We start from the raw sequence: 20,656 nt of genomic DNA on the forward strand, positions 1-20,656 counted from the left end.
ATGCGCGAGATTTCCTGCAAACTTCTGGTCATCGGCGCGGGTCCGGGCGGCTATGTCTGCGCGATCCGGGCCGGGCAACTGGGGGTGGATACGGTCATCGTCGACCCGGCCCCGCCCGGCGGCACCTGCCTGAACGTCGGCTGCATCCCGTCGAAGGCGCTGATCCATGCCGCCGAGGATTTCCACCGCCTGCACGCGCTGACCCCCGGCATCACCGCCACCGGCACGGTGGACCTTGCGCAGGTGATGGCGTGGAAGAACGGCATCGTCACCCGGCTGACGGGCGGGGTGCAGGGGCTGTTACGCAAGGCCGGGGCGCGGCTGATCACCGGCACCGCCACGCTGCGCGACGGCAAGACGGCGCGGGTCGCCACGCCCGAGGGCGAGGTTCTGGTCCGCGCCGAGGCGGTGGTGCTGGCCACCGGATCGGAACCCGTGGAACTGCGCACCCTGCCCTTCGGCGGCAAGGTGATTTCCTCGACCGAGGCACTGGCGCTTGCCGAAATCCCCGCACGGCTGGCGGTGATCGGCGGCGGCTATATCGGGCTGGAACTCGGCACCGCCTTCGCCAAGCTCGGCGCACAGGTGACGGTGGTGGAGGCCGCGCCGCGCATCCTTCCGCAGTATGATGACGCCCTGACCCGCCCGGTTCTGGCGCGGCTCTCGGCGCTTGGCGTGCGGGTGCTGACCGGCGCCCGCGCGGGCGGGCTGTCGCCCAGGGGCGCGCTCAGGATCGCCACCGACGACTGGGCCGAGGAGATCGAGGCGGACCGGATCCTCGTCACCGCCGGGCGGCGCCCGCGCAGCGCGGCGGCGGGAATCCCGGGGCTGGATCTGGACATGGAGGGCGCGTTCCTGCGGATCGACGCACAATGCCGGACCTCGATGAAGGGCGTCTACGCGATCGGCGACGTCACCGGGGAGCCGATGCTCGCCCACCGCGCCATGGCGCAGGGCGAGATGGTGGCCGAAATCGTCGCGGGCCTCCCCCGCGCCTGGGACAAGCGCGCGATCCCGGCGGTCTGCTTCACCGACCCCGAAATCGTCAGCGTCGGGCAGGCCCCGGGGGACGGCACCCTCACCGGCCTCTTCCCCTTTGCGGCGAACGGCAAGGCGATGACCGAGGCGCGGGAGGACGGCTTCCTCCGCATCACCGCGCGCCCGGACACGCATGAGGTGCTGGGCATTCAGGCGGTGGGCGCCGGGGTGGCGGAACTGGCGGCGGGCTTCGCGCTGGCGATCGAAATGGGCGCGCGGCTCGAAGACATCACCGGCACGATCCACGCCCACCCCACCCGGGGCGAGGCGCTGCACGAAGCCTGCCTGCGCGCCCTCGGCCACGCCCTGCATATCTGAGTTGCGTGCCCCCGCCCGGCCCGCGATAAGGGCGGCATGGTGCCCAACGTGAACCTGAAACTGTTGCAGACCTTCCTGCTCGCGGCCGAACACGGCAGCTTTCGCCGCGCAGCGGAGGAAAGCAACCGCTCGCCCTCGGCGGTGTCGATGCAGATCCGCGACCTGGAGGAACAGGTCGGCGTCAGCCTGTTCGTGCGCACGCCGCAATGCGTCACGCTGACCCCGGAGGGCAGGCTTCTTTACGATCAGGTCGGGCGCGCGATGGGCGAGGTGCAGGCGGGGCTGACGCGGCTGGCCGAACTCGCGGCGCAGCGGCGCGGGCATCTGAAGATCGCCTGCGCGCCGACGCTCGCCTCCACCCGGCTCGGGCCGATCCTGATGACCTTCCGCGCGCGCTTTCCGCGTTCGGTGGTGGAGGTGCGCGAAACACCGCCCGCCGGGGCGCTGGTGATGCTTCAGGCGCAGGAGGTCGAACTCTATGTCGGGCCCGAACCGCCGAATCTCACCGAAGTCCATTTCGAGCCGATCCTGCGCGACCGGCTGGCGGCCTGCGTGCCGCCCGCGCTGGACGGTGGGGCCGTGGCGCTGCGGCTGGCCGATCTGACCGCCCTGCCGCTGATCATGCTGGACCGGCAGACCGCGATCCGCGCGCTCACCGACCGGATCGCGGCGGCGGCGGGGCTGTGCCTGCGCCCGAATTACGAGGTGCAGAACGCCTATACCGCCATCGCGCTGGCGCAGGCCGGGCTGGGCGTCGCGCTGGTGCCCGAGGTGGCGGTGCCGATGCTGCCCGGCGCGGGCTACCGGGTGGTGCCGGTGGCCGATCCGGGGGCGGAGCGCGCCATCGGCATCCTGACGCTGCGCGGCCATGTGCTGCACGGCGATTCCGAACAGCTCATCGACCTGATCCGCTCCGAACTCAGTCGGTGTTGATCCAGATCGCCTTGGTATCCAGGTATTCGTCCAGATGCTCGGCCCCGCCTTCGCGGCCATAGCCCGACATCTTCACCCCGCCGAAGGGCACCGCCGGGTCGATGGCGTGATACATGTTCACCCAGACCGACCCCGCCTTCAGCCGCCGGCTGAGCTTGTGCGCCGTGCCCAGATGCGTGGTGAACACCCCAGCCGCCAGGCCATAGGGCGTGGCATTCGCCCGCGCCACCACCTCCTCCAGCGTGTCGAAGGGCAGCGCCGAAATCACCGGGCCGAAGATCTCCTCCCGCGCGAGGCGCATCCCGTCGGTCACGCCGCCGAAGACGGTGGGGGCGATGAAATGGCCGCCGTCATAGCCCGCGCCGGTCACCCGCGCGCCGCCGGTGAGCAGATGCGCCCCCTCCTCCGGCCCGGCTCGCAGGAAGCCCTCCACCCGCTCCGCCTGCCGCGCCGAGATGATCGGGCCGAGCTCCGTCTCCGGCGCCAGCCCGTTGCCGATCCGCAGGCCCCGCGCGAACTCCGCCACGCGGGCGGTGAATTCGTCATGGATCTCGCGCGCGACGAACAGCCGCGATCCGGCGATGCAGATCTGCCCGGAATTGGCGAAAACGGCCATCGCCGCCACCGGCACCGCCTTGTCGATATCCGCGTCGCGGCACACGATCACCGGAGATTTGCCGCCGAGTTCCAGCGACACCCGCTTCAGGTTGCCCGTCGCCGCCCGCGCGATCGCCTGCCCGGTGGCGGTGGAGCCGGTGAACACGATCTTGTCCACCCCCGGATGCGCCGCCAGCGCCGCGCCCGCCTCGCTCCCCGTGCCGGTGACGATGTTCAGCACGCCATCGGGCAGACCCGCCTCCTGCATCAGCTTCGCGATCAGCAGGACGGTGAGCGAGGCTTCCTCGGAGGGTTTCAGCACCACCGTGCAGCCGGTCGCCAGCGCCGGGCCGATCTTCCACACCGAACCGGCGATCGGCGCATTCCACGGGATGATCGCGCCGACCACGCCCACGGGTTCCTTCACCGTCTGCGACAGGATCTCGCCCGGGAAGCTGTTCGGGATGGTATGGCCGTGGATCGCCACCGCCTGCCCGGCATAGAACCGCAGCATCCCCAGCACCCGGCGGCTGTTCGCCAGCGTCCGCGCGATCGGCATCCCCATATCCAGCGTGTCGGACAGGCACAGCGTTTCCCAGTTCTGCTCGAACTTCTCCGCGATCCGCAGCAGCAGGTTTTGCCGCTCGAACGGCGTGAACCTCGCCCATGGCCCCTCGAAGGCCGCGCGCGCCGCCGCTACCGCCGCATCCACATCCGCCGCCGTGCCGCGCGGGACCGTTGCCAGAAGCGCCCCCGTCGCGGGGTTGCACGCCTCGATCACCGCGCCGGTCTCTCCCGGCACCCATTTGCCGCCGATGACCATCGGGCGGAAGCCGCCATCGTAAAGCGCCGCGGCGCGGGCCTGCCAATCCGTCATGAACAATCCTCCCCCCGGATTTATGCGCGGGAGGGCGCGCGGGCTCAAGGAAGGAAATCTGACGGCGCGTTCAGTTATTGGGGACTGTTCCTTTCCACCCCTTTCCCCCATCCTGCGCGCCAAAAAAGGAGGAGATCATGCGGTTACAAGGCAAGGTGGCGATCGTCACCGGCGGCGGATCGGGCTTTGGCGCGGGGATCGTGCGCAAATTCGTGGCCGAAGGCGCGCGGGTCGTGGTGATGGACCGCGATCGGGTCAGCGCCGAGATGGTGGCGGCCGAGACCGGCGCGCGCCCCTTCGCGGGCGACGTGACCCGGCTCGCGGATTTCAAGGCGGTGCGCGATCTGACCCTCGCCGAATTCGGCGGGCTGCATGTTCTGGTGAACAATGCGGGCATCGGCCATGTCCCCACCCCGCTCGACGAGGTGGACGAAGACACGTTCGACCGGATCAACGCCGTCAACATCCGCTCGGTCTACAATTCCGCCCGGGCGATCGTGCCGCATATGAAGGCGCAGCGATACGGCGCGATCCTGAACGTGGCCTCCACCGGCGGGGTCTCGCCGCGCCCGAACCTGACATGGTATAACGCCTCGAAGGGCTGGGACATCGCCGCCACCCGCGGCATGGCGGTGGAACTGGCGCCCTTCGGCATCCGGGTCAACGCGATCAACCCGGTCGCCGGGGATACGCCGCTGCTCGCCACCTTCATGGGCGCCGACACGCCCGAGATTAGGGCGAAGTTTCTCTCGACCATACCGCTCGGCCGGTTCTCGACCCCCGAGGACATGGGCAATGCCGCGGCCTTCCTGTGCTCGGACGAAGCCTCGATGATCACCGGCGTCGCGATGGAAGTGGACGGCGGCCGCTGCATCTGAGGGCGGAGCCCCTGCGGACAGCAGGGCCGTCCCGCCGGGGCTGTTCGGACACCGCCGCGCCGCCCCATCGGATAGCGCCACGCCCCCGGCGGTTCGCGACCCGCTGCGGGAGCACTCCTGCGGATCTCGTGAACGGATCGCTCTCCTCCTGGCAGGACGGCGCACCCCTGCGCGGGGGGCGCGGATGGTTTCTCGCCATCGCAGAAGCGGAAGGTGCCCCCTGCGGGGAGCACCGTGGTGCGGATCTGTCCGATTCCCGGCGCCGGGGCGCCCCCAACCTGTTGCCCCGGCGCGCAGGACGATGGCGGCTCCCCGCGCTTGCCGCTCGCACTCATGGATGCGTTGCCCCGGCGCGCGGGGGGCCTGACCGCCTCACCGTTGACTTGACCCGTGTCCGATCCCGGTTGGCCCCCAGCGCGCGGGCGGATGGCAGCCTTGCGTCCGGGGTGGTGGACACAGCTCGGGGATGGCGCTAACAGTCGGGCGTCCTCCCCCCATAGGTTCGCCATGCCCCAGACCTCTCTCCGGCTCGCCACGCTGTCGCTTGCGCTCGGCGCCTTTGCCATCGGCACATCGGAATTCGCCGCGATGGGGCTGTTGCCCTGGTATGCTGCGGACCTCGGCGTGTCCGAACCCGAGGCGGGCCATGTCGTTTCCGCCTATGCGCTCGGCGTGGTGGTGGGGGCGCCGCTGACCTCGATCCTGGGCGCGCGGCTGCCGCGGCGGCGCTATCTGGCGGGGCTGATCGGGGCCTATGGGGTGATGAATCTGCTCGCCGCGCTGCTGCCGGGCTATGGCACGCTGGTGGGGATGCGGTTTCTGGCCGGGCTGCCGCATGGCGGGTTTCTGGGCGTGGCGATGCTGTTCGCGGCGGACGCCCTGCCCTATGACCAGCGCGCGAAGGGCGTCACACAGATCATGCTGGGCCTGACGGTGGCGAATATCTTCGGCGTGCCGCTGGCGGGCGTGCTGGGCCAAAGCCTCGGCTGGCGGTGGGGGTTCGCGCTGCCCGGTGCGCTGGCGTTGCTCGCGGCGGTGCTGATCCTGCGCTTTGCGCCACGGGTGGGGGTCGATCCGCATGCCCGCCCGCTTCAGGAACTGCGCGCGCTCGGCAATCCGGCGGTGATCCTGACGCTTCTGGTGGGGGCGGTCGGCTTCGGCGGGATCTTTGCCGTTTATGCCTATCTGTCGGCGGCGATGCTGGCGACGGCGGCACCGCCGTCCTGGGCGATCGCGGTCACCCTCGCTGCCTTCGGCCTCGGCGGCACACTGGGCAGCATCGGCGCCGCGCGGCTGACGATCCGGCTCGGCGTGTTCCGCGCCGGGTTCTGGCTGATGCTGTTCATGGCGGCGACACAGGGCTTTGCGGCGCTTGCGGTGGGCAACTGGATGGCGATGGCGCTGTCCTCCTTTGTGCTGGGCCTCGGCAGCGGGCTGGTCGTGCCGTTGCAGACCCGGCTGATGGACGTGGCCGGAAAGGCGCAGTCGATGGCGGCGGCGATGAACCACGCCGCCTTCAACGCGGCCAATGCGCTCGGTCCGTGGGTCGCGGGGATGGCGCTGACGGCGGGCTGGGGCTGGCGGTCTTCGGGGCTGGTGGGGATCGGGCTGTCGCTCGCCGGGCTGCTGGCGCTGACGGTGGCATGGCGGCACGCGCGGGGGCGCTAGAACTCCACCCCCGGCTGCGCCTTGATACCGTCGCGGAACGGGTGCTTCACCACGGCCATCTCGGTCACCAGATCGGCGATTTCCAGCACCTCGGGCTTCGCGTTCCGCCCGGTCAGGACGACATGGGTCATCGGCGGCTTTTCGTCGCGCAGAAAGGCCACCACCTCCGCCACGTCCAGATAGTCGTAGCGCAGCGCGATGTTGATTTCGTCGAGCAGAACCATCCGGTTCGCCGGATCGCGGATCAGCGCCTTTGCCATCTCCCAGCCCGCCCGCGCCGCCGCCCGGTCGCGTTCGAGATCCTGCGTTTCCCAGGTGAACCCCTCGCCCATCGTATGGAACTGCACCCCCAGCCGGGCCAGAAGGTCACGCTCCCCCGTGGGCCGACCCCCCTTGATGAACTGCACCACCGCGCAGGGAAAACCATGCGCGACACAGCGCAGGATCATCCCGAAGGCCGAGGACGACTTCCCCTTCCCCGGCCCGGTCAGCACGATGATCAGCCCCTTCTCCCCCGTCTTCGTCTCCATCATCCGGTCGCGGGCGGCCTTGATCTTTGCCTTCTTCGCGGCATGGGCGGCGGGGTCGGTCATCGGGGTCTCGCTTGACATGGGGGGCGCATCGTGGCTTGGCTGAACCATCGCTGGTTCCTGCATAGCGCAGGCGAAGAGGGAATGCGACACCAAGCGCAGCCGCCCCCGCGACCGTGACCGGAAAGGTCGCCCCCCGCCACTGGCATCCGCCGGGAAGGCCGGGCGCCCGCTGGGGGAAACCCCTGGATCCGCAAGCCGGGAGACCTGCCAGCACCGGCCTTTGGGCCGTCAATCGTCCGCGGCCGGGGTGCGCCGCAGGCCGCGGGTCCGCCTGTGCCCCCGGCTTTGCGCCCCGCCGCCAAAGGGAGGGGCCGATGCCCGGAACCGTTACGCTCGTGGTCTGCACCACCTGCCGCCTGCCCGGCGCCGACCCGGCCGCGCCCCGCGATGGCGCGCGGCTGTCCGATGCGCTGACGGCGCAGGGCGTGCCGCACCGGCAACAGGCCTGTCTGTCGGCCTGTGCGCGCGGCTGCGCGGTGGCGCTCTGCGCGCCGGGGAAATTCACCTATGTGCAGGGTGGGCTGGACCCGGAGCGCGATATTCCCGACCTGCTCGCCTATGCCACGGATTACGCCCGGGCGCCCGATGGCATCGTGCCCTGGCGCAGCCGCCCCGAGGTGATCCGCAAGAACACCATCGCCCGTATTCCGCCACTGGAGGCCTGAATGTCGCTTGAAAAAACCCCTGTCACCATCATCACCGGCTTTCTTGGCGCCGGGAAGACCACGCTGATCCGGCATCTGTTGCAGAACCCTGACGGGCGGCGGCTGGCCGTTCTGGTCAATGAATTCGGCGATGTCGGCGTCGATGGCGACCTGATCCGCGAATGTGCCGATGCGAACTGCCCGGAGGCGAATATCCTTGAGCTGACGAACGGCTGCATCTGCTGCACCGTGGCCGATGAATTCATCCCCGCGATCGAGCGCCTGATGGCGATGGAGCCGCGCCCCGACCATATCGTGATCGAGACCTCGGGCCTTGCGCTGCCCAAACCGCTGCTGAAGGCATTCGACTGGCCGGATCTGCGCTCGCGCATCACCATCGACGGGGTGGTTGCCGTGGCCGATGCCGAGGCGGTGGCCGCGGGCACCTTTGCCCCCGATCCGGCGCATCCGGGCGCCGAGCCGGACCATGAAACGCCCCTTTCCGAGGTGTTCGAGGATCAGATCGCCTGTGCCGACCTTGTTCTGCTGTCGAAGGCCGATCTGGCCGGGCCGGAGGGGATCAAGGCCGCGAAGCAGATCATCGCCGCCGAAGCCCCCCGCCCGCTGCCGATGCTGCCGCTGAGCGAGGGTATCATCGACGCGCGGGTGGTTCTGGGCCTTGGCGCGGCGGCGGAGGACGGGCTGGATGCGCGCCCCTCGCATCACGACGGGGCGCCCGACCATGACCATGACGATTTCGACACCGTGGTGATCGACCTGCCCGAACAAAACGACCCGGAGGCGCTGGTGGCGAAGATCGCCGCACTTGGCACGCAGGGTATCCTGCGGGTCAAGGGCCATGTCGCGGTGACCGGAAAGCCGATGCGGCTGCTGATTCAGGCCGTCGGCCCCCGCGTCCGGCATCAGTTCGACCGCCCCTGGGGGGCGCAGCCGCGCGCCTCGCGGCTGGTGGTGATCGCTCAGAAGGGCGACCTCGACCGCAAGGCGGTGGAGGCGGCGCTCTCCTGATGCACGTCCTGTTCCGCGAAAGCCACGGGCTGGAGGAATCCGCCACGCCGCGCGACCTCGGGCAGGCGCCCGCGGATCTCGTGGTGCTGTCGTTTTCGGACAGCGATCTGGGGGCTTTCGCGGCGGGGTGGCATCGCGGCGGGCTGCCTGCGCTGCGGCTGGCGAACCTCGCGGAGCTGGCGCATCCGCTCTCGGTCGATACCTATGTCGAGCGCACCTTGGCGGGCGCGAAGGGCATCCTGATCCGGCTGATCGGCGGGGCGGGGTATTGGGCCTATGGGGTGGAGCAGGTCGCCCGCATCGCGCGGGAAAAGGGCATCGCGCTCGCCCTTCTGCCCGCCGATGGGCGGCCGGATCCGGCGCTCGATGCGGCATCGACCCTGCCGGTGGCGACGCTGCGGCGGCTGTCGGTTCTGTGCGAGGCGGGCGGCGCGGTGGCGGCACAGGGCGCGCTGGCGCAGCTTGCGCTGGCGGCGGGGCTCTATGCCGGGCCGGTGCCGGGGTCGAAGGTGCTGCGGCCCTTCGGCCTGTGGCACCCCGACACGCCGCGCGGCGAAGGCCCGCTGGTGGTGATCCCGTTCTACCGCGCCTGGCTTGCCGCCGCCGATACTGCGCCCATCGCCGCGCTGATCCGCGCCTTCGAGGCCGAAGGCTGGCGTGCCCTCGGCGCATGGGTGCCCAGCCTGAAGGAGCCCGCCGCGGCCGAATGGCTGCGGGCGGAACTGCTGCGGCTTGCCCCCGCCGCCATCGTCAATGCCACCGCCTTCTCCGCCCGGACCGAGGGCGGATCGCCGCTCGACGCCCCCGGCGTGCCGGTGTTTCAGGTGATCCACGCCACCTCGGACCGCGCCGCCTGGGCCGGGGCGGAGCGCGGCCTTTCGCCCGCCGATCTCGCGATGCACATCGCGCTGCCGGAAGTCGATGGCCGGATCGGCGCCGGGGTGGTGTCGTTCAAGGAGAACTCCCCCCGCGATCCGGACCTGCAATTCGCCCGCCCGATCCACTGGCCGGATCCGGAGCGGATCGCCGCCACGGTGCGCCGGGTCCGGGCCTGGCACCGGCTGACCCGGCCCAATGCAGAGAAACGCGTGGCGCTGGTGCTCTCGACCTATCCGGGCAAGGCGTATCGGATGGCGCATGCGGTGGGGCTCGACGCGATGGCCTCGGCGGAGGCGATGCTGTCTGACATGGCGCGGGCGGGCTACCCCATCCGCGCGGGCGCGCCGCTCGAACAGGCGCTGGCGCAGGACTATGCCGAATGGCCGCTCGGGGCCTATCTGGATGCCCTGCCCGCCCATCTGCGCATGCAGATCGACGCCGTGCATGGCCCCGCCGCCCCGCCCGATGGCTATTTCCGCTTTGCCGTCACCCGGCGCGGCGCGGCGCTGATCGCGCTGCAACCCGAACGCAGCGCGGCGCCCGACCGCGACGGCGAATATCACGACATGTCGCGCGTGCCCTGCCATGCCTATGCGGCCTTCTACCTCTGGCTGCGGGGGCAGGCGGATGCCCTCGTGCATATCGGCGCGCATGGCACGCTGGAATGGCTGCCGGGCAAGGCGGTGGCGCTGTCGGCGGACTGCTGGCCCGAGGCACTGAGCGGCGATCTGCCGGTGATCTATCCGTTCATCGTCAACGATCCGGGCGAGGCGGCGCAGGCGCGGCGACGGCTTGGCGCGGTGACGCTGGGCCATCTGCCGCCGCCGCTCGCCACATCGGCCCTGCCCGAGGGGCTGGTGCGGCTGGAACGGATGCTGGACGAATATTCGACCGCCGACGGGCTGGACCCGGCGCGGCGCGACCGGCTGATTGCCGCGATCCGGGCGGAGGCCCGCGCGGCGGGGGTCGAGGATGACCTCGGCCTGCCCGAGACCGCCTCCCCCGCCGAGGCGATCCCCCGGATCGACCGTTTCGTTTGCGACCTGAAGGAAAGCCAGTATGGCGACGGGCTGCATGTCTGGGGCCACGATGCGCCGGGGGAAAGCGCCGCGCTGATCGAGGCGCTTTCCGGGCGGCGGATCGCGGCGGGGCCTTCGGGGTCGCCGTTCCGGGGCCGGGTGGATGTGCTGCCGACGGGGCGGAACCTTTACGGCACCGATCCGCGCGCCGTGCCCTCGCGCGCCGCCCATGCGCAGGGGGTGAAGCTCGCCGAGGAGCTGATCCGCCGCCATCTTCAGGACCACGGCGATTATCCGCGCGGGATCGTGGTGAACCTCTGGGGTTCGGCCACGATGCGCACGGCGGGCGAGGAATTCGCGATGGCGCTGCATCTGGCGGGCCTTGCGCCGCTGTGGGAGGCCGAGCGCGTGACCGGGTTCGAGGTAATCCCGCTCGCGCTGCTCGACCGGCCGCGGATCGCGGTGACGCTGCGGGTTTCGGGGCTGTTTCGCGACATTTTCCCCGGGCTGGCCACCCTGTTCGAGACCGGGGCAGAGGCGCTTGCCGCCCGCGACGAGCCCGACATGAACCCCTATGCCGCCGCCCCCGGGCCGCGCGTCTTTGCCCCCGCGCCCGGCAGCTACGGGCTGGGCGTCGAGACCGACACCCTGACACCCGAGGCCCGGATCCGCGCGGGCGAAGCCTGGCTCGCCGCTTCGGCCCATACCGCCGGAGGGGCGCCCGCACGCGATGCGCTGGAGGCGCGGTTGCGGGCATCGGATACCTTCGTGCATACGCAGGATCTGCCGGAAACCGACCTGCTGCTGGCCGAGGATTACGCCGCACACGAGGCCGGTTTCGCCGCCGCGATGGCGCGGCTGGGCGGGTCGGCGACGCTCTATCATCTGGACGCCACCCGCCCCGACACCCCCCGCGCCCGCACCCTGCCCGAGGAGATCGCCCGCGTGACCCGCGCCCGCGCCGCCAATCCGGGCTGGCTTGCCGGGATGATGCGGCACGGCTTTCGCGGCGCGGCCGAAATCGCGGCGACGCTCGACCATCTGGCGGCCTTCGCGCATCTGGCGGGCGTGGTGCCGCCGCATCTGTTCGACCTTTACCACGACGCCACGCTGGGCAATCCGGAGCTGCGCGACTTCCTGGCCCGCGAAAACCCCGGCGCGCTGGCGGCGATGGAGGCGCGCTTCGCCGCGCTCGCGCAGGCGGGCTATTGGGTGGCGCTGTCCAATTCCCGCGCGGCAGGTGTGCGATGACGGTGCGCGGCTGGTGCCCCGGCGCGCTGCGCCCGATGATGAGCGGCGACGGGCTGGTCCTCCGCATCCGCCCCCACGCCGGGCGGCTGACGGCGCAACAGGCGCGCGCGCTGGCCGATCTGTCGCGCGCGCATGGCAACGGGCTGATCGACCTTGGCACCCGCGCGCATCTGCAACTGCGCGGGGTGCGCGAAGGTGCCCTGCCCGCGCTGCACGCGGCGCTGGCGGATCTGGGCCTTCTGGACAAGGACGCCGGGGCCGAGGCCCGGCGCAATATCCTGACGACGCCGATCCATGCGGCGGATGAGACGCTGGCCCTTGTCGCCGCGCTGGAGGAGGCGCTGGCCGATGCCCCCGCCCTGCCGCCGAAATTCGGCTTTGCGGTGGATAGCGGGGCGCGGGCGGTGCTGGGCGCGGCTTCGGCCGACATCCGGATCGAACGGGCGGAGCGGGGGCTGATCCTGCGCGCCGATGGCATGGCCCTGGGCGTGCCGGTGACGGTGGCGGAGGCCCCCGCGCGGGCAGTGGCGCTGGCGCAGTGGTTCGCGGCGCATCGCGGGGCGGAAACCCGGATGGCGCGGCTGATCGCAAGCGGCACGGTGCCGCTCGACGGGACCACCCCGCCCCTGCCCGGCGCGCCCATCGGCCCCGGCCCCTGCGCCTTCGGCCTGTGCCTCGCGCTGCCCTTCGGGCAGATCGCGGCGGCGGACCTGCACCGGATCGCGGTGGCGCCGCTGCGGCTTACGCCCTGGCGCTCGGTCATCGTCGAAGGCACGCCCGAGGTGCCCGATACGCTGATCGCGCGCGACGATCCGCTGCTGCGCATCCATGCCTGCACCGGCGCGCCGGGCTGTGCTTCGGCCAGCGTGGAAACGCGCGCTCTGGCCCGGCGGCTGGCGCCCCTGCTGCCCGAGGGGGCGGAGCTGCACATCTCCGGCTGCGCCAAGGGCTGCGCCCATCCCGGCCCGGCATTGACGCTGACCGGGCATCAGGGCAGGTTCGGCCTGATCCCCTTTGGCCCGGCGGGGGCGCAACCCGTCCGGACCGGCCTGACGCCCGATGACATTCCTGACCTGATACGAGGCCACTTTGCCCCACCTCTATGAAAAGGACGGCGCCGCGATCTACCGCGCCTCTTTCGCCACGATCCGCGCCGAGGCCGACCTCGCCCGCTTCACTGCCGAGGAAGAGCCCGTCGCGGTGCGGATGATCCATGCCTGCGGGATGGTCGATCTGGCACCGCATATCCGCTTCGCCCCCGGTTTCGCCATCGCGGCGCGCGCGGCGCTTGAGGCTGGCGCGCCGATCCTGTGCGATGCGCGGATGGTATCCGAAGGCATCACCCGCGCGCGGCTGCCCGCCGACAACCCGGTGATCTGCACGCTCCACGCGCCCGACATTCCGGCGCTGGCGGCGATGCTGGGGGATACCCGCTCGGCGGCGGCGGTGGAGCTTTGGCGCCCGCATCTTCAGGGCGCGGTGGTGGCGGTGGGCAATGCGCCCACAGCGCTGTTCCACCTGCTGAACATGCTCGAAGATCCCGCCTGTCCGCGCCCGGCGGCAATCATCGGCTGCCCGGTGGGCTTCATCGGCGCGGCGGAATCGAAGGCCGCGCTGATGGCCGACAATCCGGTGCCGTGGTGCGTGGTCGAGGGGCGTCTGGGCGGCTCGGCAATCACCGTCGCGGCGGTCAATGCGCTGGCCAGCCGGAGGGAATGATGGCGAAGGTCATCTGTATCGGCCTCGGCCCCGGCGATCCCGACCTGATGAGCGTGAAGGCGCATCGGCTGCTCGCCGGTGCCCGGATCGTCGCCTATTTCCGCAAGGCCGGGCGGCCCGGACAGGCGCGGCGGATGGTTGCGGGGCTGATCCCCGAAGACGCGCAGGAATGGCCGATGGAATATCCGGTCACCACCGAAATCCCCTTCGACGATCCGGCCTATAATGCCGCGCTGGCGCCGTTCTACGACCATTGGGCCGCGCGGCTGGCCACGGCGCCCGAAGATGTCGTGGTGCTGTGCGAGGGCGATCCGTTCTTCTACGGCTCCTTCATGCACCTGCATGCCCGCCTGCCCGAGGGTCAGGTCGAGGTGGTGCCCGGCATTCCCGGCATGGTCGGATGCTGGACGGCGACGGGGCGGCCGATCACCTGGGGCGACGATGTGCTGACGGTGCTGCCCGCGACGCTGCCGCAGGCGGAACTGGCCCGGCGGATCGCCGACACCGATGCGCTGGTGGTGATGAAGATCGGCCGCAACCTGCCGCGCCTGCGCGCGGCGCTGGAACAGGCGGGGCGGCTGGATGACGCCTGGCTGGTGGAACATGGCACGATGCCCGGCGAACGGGTGCGGCGGCTGGCCGAGGTGACCGAGGCGCCCTATTTCTCGATCGCGCTGGTCCATGGCCGGGGGCGGCGGCCATGAGCGGCTGGCTGGCGGTGGCGGGCCTTGGCCCGGGGGCCGATGCGCTGATAACGCCCGAGGTGCAGGCCGCGCTGGCGGAGGCCACCGATGTCGTGGGCTATATCCCCTATGTCGCGCGGATCGCGCCGCGCCCGGGCCTGACGCTGCATCCCTCCGACAACCGGGTGGAGCTCGACCGCGCGCGCGATGCCCTGCGCATGGTGGCGGAAGGGCGCCGCGTGGTGGTGGTATCTTCGGGCGATCCGGGGGTGTTCGCCATGGCCTCGGCGGTGTTCGAGGCGCTGGAACCCTGCCCCGAATGGCACGGGCTCGATATTCGCGTGCTGCCCGGCATTACCGCGATGCTGGCGGCGGCGGCGGCGGCGGGCGCGCCGCTTGGCCATGATTTCTGCGCGATCAACCTGTCGGACAATCTCAAGCCGCTCGACACCGTGCTGCGCCGGGTGCGGCTGGCGGCGGAAGCCGATTTCGCGATGGCCTTCTACAACCCGCGCTCGCGCGCCCGGCCCGAAGGCTTTGGCCGCGTGCTGGAGGTGCTGCGGGCGTGCTGCGAGCCCGGGCGGCTGATGATCTTTGCCCGCGCGGTATCCACCCCGGAACAGGCGCTGCGCATCCTGCCGCTGTCCGAGGTGACCGAGGACATGGCCGACATGCGCACCGTGGTGATCGTCGGCTCGTCGCGCACCCGGCAGGTGGGACGGTTCACCTATACGCCGAGGTCGGCATGAAGCCAGCCCATGACCTCGGCCACCGTCGCCACCACCCGCCGTTCCGGCAGTGCGGGACGGTCGATCAGGATCACCGGCAGGCCGAGGTCGCGCGCCGCGATCAGCTTCGCCTCCGCCCCCGCGCCGCCCGCGTTCTTGGCGACGATCCGCCCCACGCCATGGCGCTGCATCAGGGCGCGGTCCCCCGCCACGTCGAACGGCCCGCGCGCGACTTCCACCACCGCATCGGCGAGCGGCAGGGCCTGCGGCGGATCGACCAGCCGCAGCAGGAACCGATGCGGCAGGCCCGCGAATTCGGCCAGATGCTGCCGCCCGATGGCAAGGAACACGGTCTCGGCCGGGCCATGCAGCGCGGCCACGGCGGCGGCAATGTCGGGCACATGGGTCCAGCGGTCCCCGGCGCGCGCCTCCCACGCCGGGCGTTCGAGGGCGATCAGCGGCACCCCCGCAAGGGCACAGGCGGCCACGGCATTGCGGCTGATCTGCGCGGCAAAGGGATGGGTCGCATCCACCACGCGGCGGATCCCTGCGTGCCGCAGATAAGCCGCAAGCCCCCCCACCCCGCCAAAGCCGCCGATCCGGACCGGCACCGGCTGCGCGCGCGGGCTTTCGGTCCGCCCGGCATAGGACAGCACGGCGGGCAGGCCCGCTTCGGCCAGCGCGCTGGCAAGGCGGCTGGCTTCGGTCGTGCCGCCAAGGATGAGGGTCGTCATGGCTGAATGGCTTTCGATCATCGGCATCGGCGAGGATGGCCCCGACGGCCTGTCAAAGGCAAGCCGCGATGCGCTGTCCGGGGCCGAAGTCGTCTTTGGCGGGCCGCGCCATCTGGCGATGGTCGATCACCCGGACAAGCGCCCCTGGCCGGTGCCGTTTTCGGTCGCCCCGGTGCTGGCGCTGCGCGGGCGGCAGGTGGCGGTGCTGGCCTCGGGCGATCCGTTCTGGCATGGCGCGGGGGGCACGCTGGCGGCGGATCTGGCGCCGGGAGAGTGGCGGGCATTTCCGGCGCCTTCGGTCTTTGCGCTGGCGGCGGCGCGGATGGGCTGGCGGATCGAGGAGACGCTGTGCCTTGGTCTCCATGCCGCGCCCTTCGCCCGGTTGCGCCCGCATCTGGCGCCGGGGCTGCGCGCGATCCTCACCCTGCGCGATGGGGCGGCGGTAGCGGAACTGGCCGATTGGCTGGGCGATACGCAGGCCGAGATCACGGTGCTGGAACGTCTGGGCGGGCCGCGCGAACGGATCCGCCCCTACCCCTGCGACGACATCGCGGCGCCGGTGGCGGTGGCGCTGCGGGTGACGGCGGCACAGGCGCTGCCCTGCGCCTCGGGGCGGCCCGATACGCTGTTCGACCATGACGGGCAGATCACCAAACGCCCGGTGCGGGCGCTGGCGCTCTCGGCGCTGGCGCCAAGGCCGGGGGAAATGCTGTGGGATCTGGGCGCGGGGTCGGGGTCGATCGGCATCGAATGGTGCCTGTCGCATCCGCGCAACCGCGCCCTGGGGGTGGAGGCCGATCCCACCCGCGCCGCCCGCGCCCGGGCGAATGCCGCGCGGCTTGGCGTGGCGCTGGACCTGCGCGAAGGGCGTGCGGCGGATCTGATCGGGGCGCTGCCCGATCCCGATGCGGTCTTCATCGGCGGCGGCTGCGATGATGCGCTGCTGACGGCGCTATGGGGGCGGCTTGCGCCCGGCACGCGGCTCGTCGCCCATGCCGTGACGCTGGAGACCGAGGCGCTGCTTGCCGCGTGGCACGGCGCCCGGGGCGGGACGCTGATGCGGATCGAACTGGCCGAGGCCGCGCCCCTGGGCCGCAAACGCGGCTGGCGCGCGAGCTTTCCGGTGGTGCAATGGAGCGTGACCCGATGATCGCCGGGATCGGCCTGCGCGAGGCGGCAACCCCGGCCTCGGTCCTCGATGCGCTGGCGCGGGCCGGGGGGGCGGCGCTGCGCCATCTGGCCGTGCCCGCGCCCAAGGTCCGGCATCCGGCCATCGCCAGCCTGACCCGGCTGGGCTATACCGTCACGCCGATCCCGCCCGAGGCGCTGGACCGCCCGACCCTGACCGACAGCCGCCATGCCCGCGCGGCCTTCGGCACCGGATCGGTGGCCGAGGCCTGCGCGCTCGCCGCCATCCCCGGCGCGCGGCTGCTCGGCCCGCGCGCGGTGTCCGCCGACCGCCTCGCAACCGCCGCCATCGCTACCGGAGACCCCGAATGACCGTCCATTTCATCGGCGCAGGCCCCGGCGCCGCCGACCTGCTCACCCTGCGCGGGCGCGACCTGATCGCCGCCTCGCCCGTCTGCCTTTATGCCGGATCGCTGATCCCGGAGGCGGTGCTGGCGCATTGCCCGCCCGGCTGCCGGATCGTCAACACCGCGCCGCTGGACCTCGACGCGATCATCGCCGAAATCGCGGCGGCCCATGCGCGGGGGCAGGATGTGGCGCGGCTGCATTCGGGTGATCTGTCGGTCTGGTCGGCGATGGGCGAGCAGTTGCGCCGCCTGCGCGCGCTGAACATCCCCTATGACGTGACCCCGGGCGTGCCGAGCTTCGCCGCCGCCGCCGCGACGCTGGGGACCGAACTGACCCTGCCGGGCGTGGCGCAAAGCGTGGTGCTGACGCGCACGGGCGGGCGGGCCTCGCCGATGCCCGCGGGCGAGCGGCTCGCAGCCTTCGCCGCGACGGGGGCGACGCTGGCGGTGCATCTGTCGATCCACCGGCTGGCGGAGGTGGCGGACGATCTGGCCGCGCATTACGGCGCGGATTGCCCGGTGGCGGTGGTCTGGCGCGCAAGCTGGCCCGACGAGCGGGTGGTGCACGGCACGCTCGCCGATATCGCCGCGCGGGTCGGCGACACGATGGAACGCACCGCACTGATCCTGGTGGGCCGGGCGCTGGCGGCCGAAGGGTTCGACGAAAGCCGCCTTTACGCCCCGGATTACGACCGCCGCTTCCGTCCGAGCGGGGCCACGGCATGACGCCCGGGCTGATCGTCTCCGCGCCGCGCTCCGGTGCGGGCAAGACCACGGTGATGCTGGGCCTGCTGCGCTGTCTGGCCGAGGATGGCGTGGCGGTGCAGCCCTACAAATGCGGGCCGGATTACATCGACCCGGCGTTCCACCGCGCGGCCTGCGGGCGGGAGAGCTTCAACCTCGACACCTGGGCAATGCCGCCCGGCGTTCTGGGCACACAGCTCGCGCGCGGCGGAGAGATGGCGCTGGCCGAAGGGTCGATGGGCCTGTTCGACGGCGTGGCGGTCAAGGGCGCCACGGGCACCGGCGCAAGCGCCGACATCGCCGCGCTGACCGGCTGGCCGGTGGTGCTGGTGCTGGACGTATCGGGGCAGGCGCAGACGGCGGCGGCGCTGGCGCTTGGCATGGCGCGGTTCCGGGCCGATGTGCAGGTGGCGGGGGTGATCCTGAACCGCGTCGCCTCGCCCCGGCACGAACGGCTGTGCCGGCTGGGGATGGAGGCCGTGGGCCTGCCGGTTCTGGGCGCCCTGCCCCGGCGCGGCGACCTGACCATCGCGGAGCGGCATCTGGGCCTGGTGCAGGCGGTCGAACACCCGGATCTTGAGGCCGCGGTGGCGCAATACGCCGGGTTCCTGCGGGCACATGTCGACCTGTCGGCGCTGAAAGCGGCGGCAGTCGCGGGACGAGCGGCCTCCGCCCCGGGAGCCCTGCCCCGCCCGCCCGGGCAGCGGATCGCCCTGGCGCGGGACGCGGCGTTTTCCTTCGTCTATCCGCATCTGCTGGATGCCTGGCGGGCGCAGGGGGCGGAAATCCTGCCGTTCTCGCCCTTGGCCGATGAGCCGCCACCCGAGGCCGACATCTGCTGGCTGCCCGGCGGCTATCCGGAACTCCACGCCGGGCGGATCGCTTCGGCGCAATGTTTCCTGAACGGGCTGCGGGGATTCCGTGGCCCGATCCATGGCGAATGCGGCGGCTATATGGTGCTGGGCGAAGCGCTGGTCGATGCCGAGGGCACCCGCCATCCGATGGCGGGGCTGCTCGGGCTGGTCACCAGCTACGAGAAGCGCCGGATGCATCTGGGCTACCGGCTGGCGGAGCGGCCCGATGGCACCCGGCTGCGCGGGCACGAATTCCACTATTCCACCATCCTCGCCCAGCCCGACGCGCCGCTCGCCCGCGTCACCGATGCCGAAGACGTGCCGGTCCCCGAAACCGGATCGCGGCGCGGCCGGGTCAGCGGCACCTTCTTCCACCTGATCGCGGAGGTGCCATGAGCGGCTTCGTCAGTTTCGTTTCCTCCGGGCCCGGCGATCCGGAGCTTCTGACCCTGCGCGCGGCGGAGCGGCTGCGGACGGCGGAGGTAGTGCTGTATGACGACCTCTCCGCCGGGCCGATCCTCGACCTCTGCCCGCAGGCCGAACTGATTTCGGTGGGCAAGCGCGCGGGGCGGGCCTCGCCCCGGCAGGCGCATGTCAGCCGGCTGCTGGCCGATTTCGCCGCCACCGGGGCGCGGGTGGTGCGGCTGAAATCGGGCGATGCCGGGCTGTTCGGGCGGCTGGAGGAGGAAATCACCGCGCTGCGTGCGGCGGGCGTGACGTTCGAGATCGTGCCGGGCGTGACCTCGGCCACCGCGGCGACGGCGGCGGCGGGGATCCCGCTGACCCGGCGGGGCGTCGCGCGGCGGGTGCAGTTCGTCACCGGCCATGACGTGACGGGCGCCCTTCCCGAAGGGCTGAACTGGGCCGCGCTGGCGGATCCGAACGCGGTGACGGCGGTCTTCATGGCGCGGGGCACCTTCGCCGGGCTGGCCGCGCGGCTGATCGCGGCGGGGCTGCCGCCCGAAACGCCCGCCCTGCTGGCGCAAGGGGTTTCGACCCCCGCACAGATCACAGAGCGCGATACGGTGGCGGGGCTGGCCGCGCGGCTGGCGGATGCCGCGCCCGATCCGGCGCCGACGCTGATCCTTTACGGCGCGCTGGCCGGGTGACGGCGCAGCAGGTAGATGTCCATGATCCAGCCATGCGCCGCCCGCGCCGCCGCCCGGCGGGCGACGATGCGCGGCCCGGCCTCGGCGAGCGGCCCGTGGTCGAGGATCTGCTCCGCCATGCCGACATAGGCCCCCCACCAGATCGTGACGCCCTCGGGCGGCAGGCCCTGAAACGAACATTCACCGTCGAGCATGACCACCAGCGTATCGACCCCCTCGGGCCAGCCCTCGCGCAGCCGCCGCCCGGTGGTGACCAGAAACGGCGCGCCCACTTCGTTCAGCGGAATGCCATGCGCCGCCGTCAGAACCTGCGGCGACATCAGCCCCGGAATGACCTCCACCCGCGCCCGGAGGCGTTCGGCGATCCGCAGCGTGCTGTCGTAAAGCGCCGGGTCGCCCCAGACCAGCAACGCCACCCGCCCCGCGCCCTGCGGAATCGCGGCGGCCCAGCGGCGGGCGATCTCGTCGTGCCAGTCGCTCACACGCGAGAGGTAATCCGGGTTCGCCGGATCGCGCACCGGCATGTCGAATTCGACGATCCGGGTCGGGCCGGTGATCACCTCGGCACAGATCGCGCGGCGCAGATCGGCCAGATCCCCCTTGCCGCCCTTGCGCGGGATCAGCACCACATCGGCGCGGTTGATCGCCCGGATTGCCTGAAGCGTCAGATGTTCGGGATTGCCGGTGCCAATGCCGATCAGGACCAGATCCATGATGCCCCCGTTTCGCCAAGGTTTCCCCCGTCAAAGCAGGAAGCCGCGCCGAAGGAAACCAAATTCACCGCCCGCGCGGATTTTGCGTTGGAAACCCGGCATGCGCCGGGCTA

Annotated in this window: 20 protein-coding genes and 1 riboswitch; of the genes, 16 read left to right on the forward strand and 4 right to left on the reverse strand. The window is 71.7% G+C overall.

The window, feature by feature from the left end; all coding sequences use genetic code 11:
• Both lpdA and QM789_RS02755 read left to right on the forward strand, forming a co-directional pair.
• Complete coding sequence (lpdA, locus tag QM789_RS02750; RefSeq protein WP_420350431.1) at positions 1 to 1,356, forward strand: dihydrolipoyl dehydrogenase; 1,356 nt, start codon at positions 1 to 3, stop codon at positions 1,354 to 1,356.
• A gap of 36 nt (positions 1,357 to 1,392) precedes the next feature.
• On the forward strand, positions 1,393 to 2,289 hold the full coding sequence (locus tag QM789_RS02755; protein ID WP_420350432.1) for a LysR family transcriptional regulator: 897 nt from the start codon (positions 1,393 to 1,395) through the stop codon (positions 2,287 to 2,289).
• On the opposite strand, the gene QM789_RS02760 is transcribed toward QM789_RS02755, so the two are convergent.
• The gene (locus tag QM789_RS02760; protein WP_420350433.1) at positions 2,276 to 3,763 is read right to left on the reverse strand and encodes an aldehyde dehydrogenase family protein; all 1,488 of its coding nucleotides are present in this window, start codon (positions 3,761 to 3,763) and stop codon (positions 2,276 to 2,278) included. The two genes, QM789_RS02755 and QM789_RS02760, sit on opposite strands and share 14 nt — an antisense overlap.
• A 137-nt stretch (positions 3,764 to 3,900) precedes the next feature.
• Between QM789_RS02760 and QM789_RS02765 the strand changes: the two genes are divergently transcribed.
• On the forward strand, positions 3,901 to 4,641 hold the full coding sequence (locus QM789_RS02765; protein ID WP_420350434.1) for a glucose 1-dehydrogenase: 741 nt from the start codon (positions 3,901 to 3,903) through the stop codon (positions 4,639 to 4,641).
• A 507-nt stretch (positions 4,642 to 5,148) separates the two neighbouring features.
• On the forward strand, positions 5,149 to 6,309 hold the full coding sequence (locus tag QM789_RS02770; RefSeq protein ID WP_420350435.1) for an MFS transporter: 1,161 nt from the start codon (positions 5,149 to 5,151) through the stop codon (positions 6,307 to 6,309).
• Here QM789_RS02770 and cobO read toward each other — a convergent pair.
• Positions 6,306 to 6,902: a cob(I)yrinic acid a,c-diamide adenosyltransferase gene (cobO, locus tag QM789_RS02775; protein WP_420350436.1), complete on the reverse strand. Its 597-nt coding sequence runs from the start codon at positions 6,900 to 6,902 to the stop codon at positions 6,306 to 6,308. The genes QM789_RS02770 and cobO overlap by 4 nt on opposite strands.
• Positions 6,903 to 6,936: 34 nt before the next feature.
• A riboswitch (cobalamin riboswitch) is annotated at positions 6,937 to 7,129 on the forward strand.
• Positions 7,130 to 7,216: 87 nt separating this feature from the next.
• Between cobO and QM789_RS02780 the strand changes: the two genes are divergently transcribed.
• From QM789_RS02780 to cobJ, 7 genes are read left to right on the forward strand one after another with little or no spacing between them, the layout of a single operon-like run.
• Positions 7,217 to 7,567: a DUF1636 family protein gene (locus QM789_RS02780; RefSeq protein WP_420350437.1), complete on the forward strand. Its 351-nt coding sequence runs from the start codon at positions 7,217 to 7,219 to the stop codon at positions 7,565 to 7,567.
• Complete coding sequence (gene cobW, locus QM789_RS02785) at positions 7,568 to 8,575, forward strand: cobalamin biosynthesis protein CobW (RefSeq protein WP_420350438.1); 1,008 nt, start codon at positions 7,568 to 7,570, stop codon at positions 8,573 to 8,575.
• Positions 8,575 to 11,724, forward strand: a complete 3,150-nt coding sequence (gene cobN, locus QM789_RS02790; protein ID WP_420350439.1) for a cobaltochelatase subunit CobN — start codon at positions 8,575 to 8,577, stop codon at positions 11,722 to 11,724. The genes cobW and cobN overlap by 1 nt, the downstream gene beginning before the upstream one ends.
• Entirely contained in the window at positions 11,721 to 12,830 is a 1,110-nt protein-coding gene (locus QM789_RS02795) for a hypothetical protein (RefSeq protein ID WP_420350440.1), read from the forward strand. The genes cobN and QM789_RS02795 overlap by 4 nt, the downstream gene beginning before the upstream one ends.
• Positions 12,814 to 13,443 (forward strand): precorrin-8X methylmutase, encoded by a 630-nt coding sequence (locus tag QM789_RS02800; protein WP_420350441.1) that lies wholly within the window; start codon positions 12,814 to 12,816, stop codon positions 13,441 to 13,443. Before QM789_RS02795 ends, QM789_RS02800 begins: the two co-directional genes overlap by 17 nt.
• Positions 13,443 to 14,147 carry a precorrin-2 C(20)-methyltransferase gene (cobI, locus tag QM789_RS02805; RefSeq protein WP_420350442.1) on the forward strand — a complete coding sequence of 235 codons (705 nt, stop codon included), beginning with the start codon at positions 13,443 to 13,445 and terminating at the stop codon, positions 14,145 to 14,147. The genes QM789_RS02800 and cobI overlap by 1 nt, the downstream gene beginning before the upstream one ends.
• Complete coding sequence (cobJ, locus tag QM789_RS02810; protein WP_420350443.1) at positions 14,144 to 14,875, forward strand: precorrin-3B C(17)-methyltransferase; 732 nt, start codon at positions 14,144 to 14,146, stop codon at positions 14,873 to 14,875. Before cobI ends, cobJ begins: the two co-directional genes overlap by 4 nt.
• Here the strand turns inward: cobJ and QM789_RS02815 are convergent.
• Positions 14,854 to 15,588 (reverse strand): cobalt-precorrin-6A reductase, encoded by a 735-nt coding sequence (locus tag QM789_RS02815; RefSeq protein ID WP_420350444.1) that lies wholly within the window; start codon positions 15,586 to 15,588, stop codon positions 14,854 to 14,856. The genes cobJ and QM789_RS02815 overlap by 22 nt on opposite strands.
• On the opposite strand from QM789_RS02815, the gene cbiE reads away from it, so the two are divergent.
• Genes cbiE through cobA form a run of 5 tightly spaced genes read left to right on the forward strand, consistent with a single transcriptional unit; the run spans position 15,587 to position 19,830 of the window.
• Entirely contained in the window at positions 15,587 to 16,738 is a 1,152-nt protein-coding gene (gene cbiE, locus QM789_RS02820) for a precorrin-6y C5,15-methyltransferase (decarboxylating) subunit CbiE (protein ID WP_420350445.1), read from the forward strand. The genes QM789_RS02815 and cbiE overlap by 2 nt on opposite strands.
• On the forward strand, positions 16,720 to 17,088 hold the full coding sequence (locus QM789_RS02825; protein WP_420350446.1) for a cobalamin biosynthesis protein: 369 nt from the start codon (positions 16,720 to 16,722) through the stop codon (positions 17,086 to 17,088). The genes cbiE and QM789_RS02825 overlap by 19 nt, the downstream gene beginning before the upstream one ends.
• Positions 17,085 to 17,849 carry a precorrin-4 C(11)-methyltransferase gene (gene cobM / locus QM789_RS02830; protein WP_420350447.1) on the forward strand — a complete coding sequence of 255 codons (765 nt, stop codon included), beginning with the start codon at positions 17,085 to 17,087 and terminating at the stop codon, positions 17,847 to 17,849. Before QM789_RS02825 ends, cobM begins: the two co-directional genes overlap by 4 nt.
• A complete protein-coding gene (locus QM789_RS02835) occupies positions 17,846 to 19,117 on the forward strand; it encodes a cobyrinate a,c-diamide synthase (protein ID WP_420350448.1) in 1,272 nt (423 codons plus the stop codon). The genes cobM and QM789_RS02835 overlap by 4 nt, the downstream gene beginning before the upstream one ends.
• Positions 19,114 to 19,830: a uroporphyrinogen-III C-methyltransferase gene (gene cobA, locus QM789_RS02840; RefSeq protein WP_420350449.1), complete on the forward strand. Its 717-nt coding sequence runs from the start codon at positions 19,114 to 19,116 to the stop codon at positions 19,828 to 19,830. Before QM789_RS02835 ends, cobA begins: the two co-directional genes overlap by 4 nt.
• Here the strand turns inward: cobA and cobF are convergent.
• The gene (gene cobF, locus QM789_RS02845; protein ID WP_420350748.1) at positions 19,809 to 20,546 is read right to left on the reverse strand and encodes a precorrin-6A synthase (deacetylating); all 738 of its coding nucleotides are present in this window, start codon (positions 20,544 to 20,546) and stop codon (positions 19,809 to 19,811) included. The two genes, cobA and cobF, sit on opposite strands and share 22 nt — an antisense overlap.
• Between the last annotated feature and the right edge of the window lie 110 nt (positions 20,547 to 20,656).

Source organism: Paenirhodobacter sp., assembly GCF_047600745.1.
Classification (GTDB): Bacteria; Pseudomonadota; Alphaproteobacteria; order Rhodobacterales; family Rhodobacteraceae; genus Rhodobacter.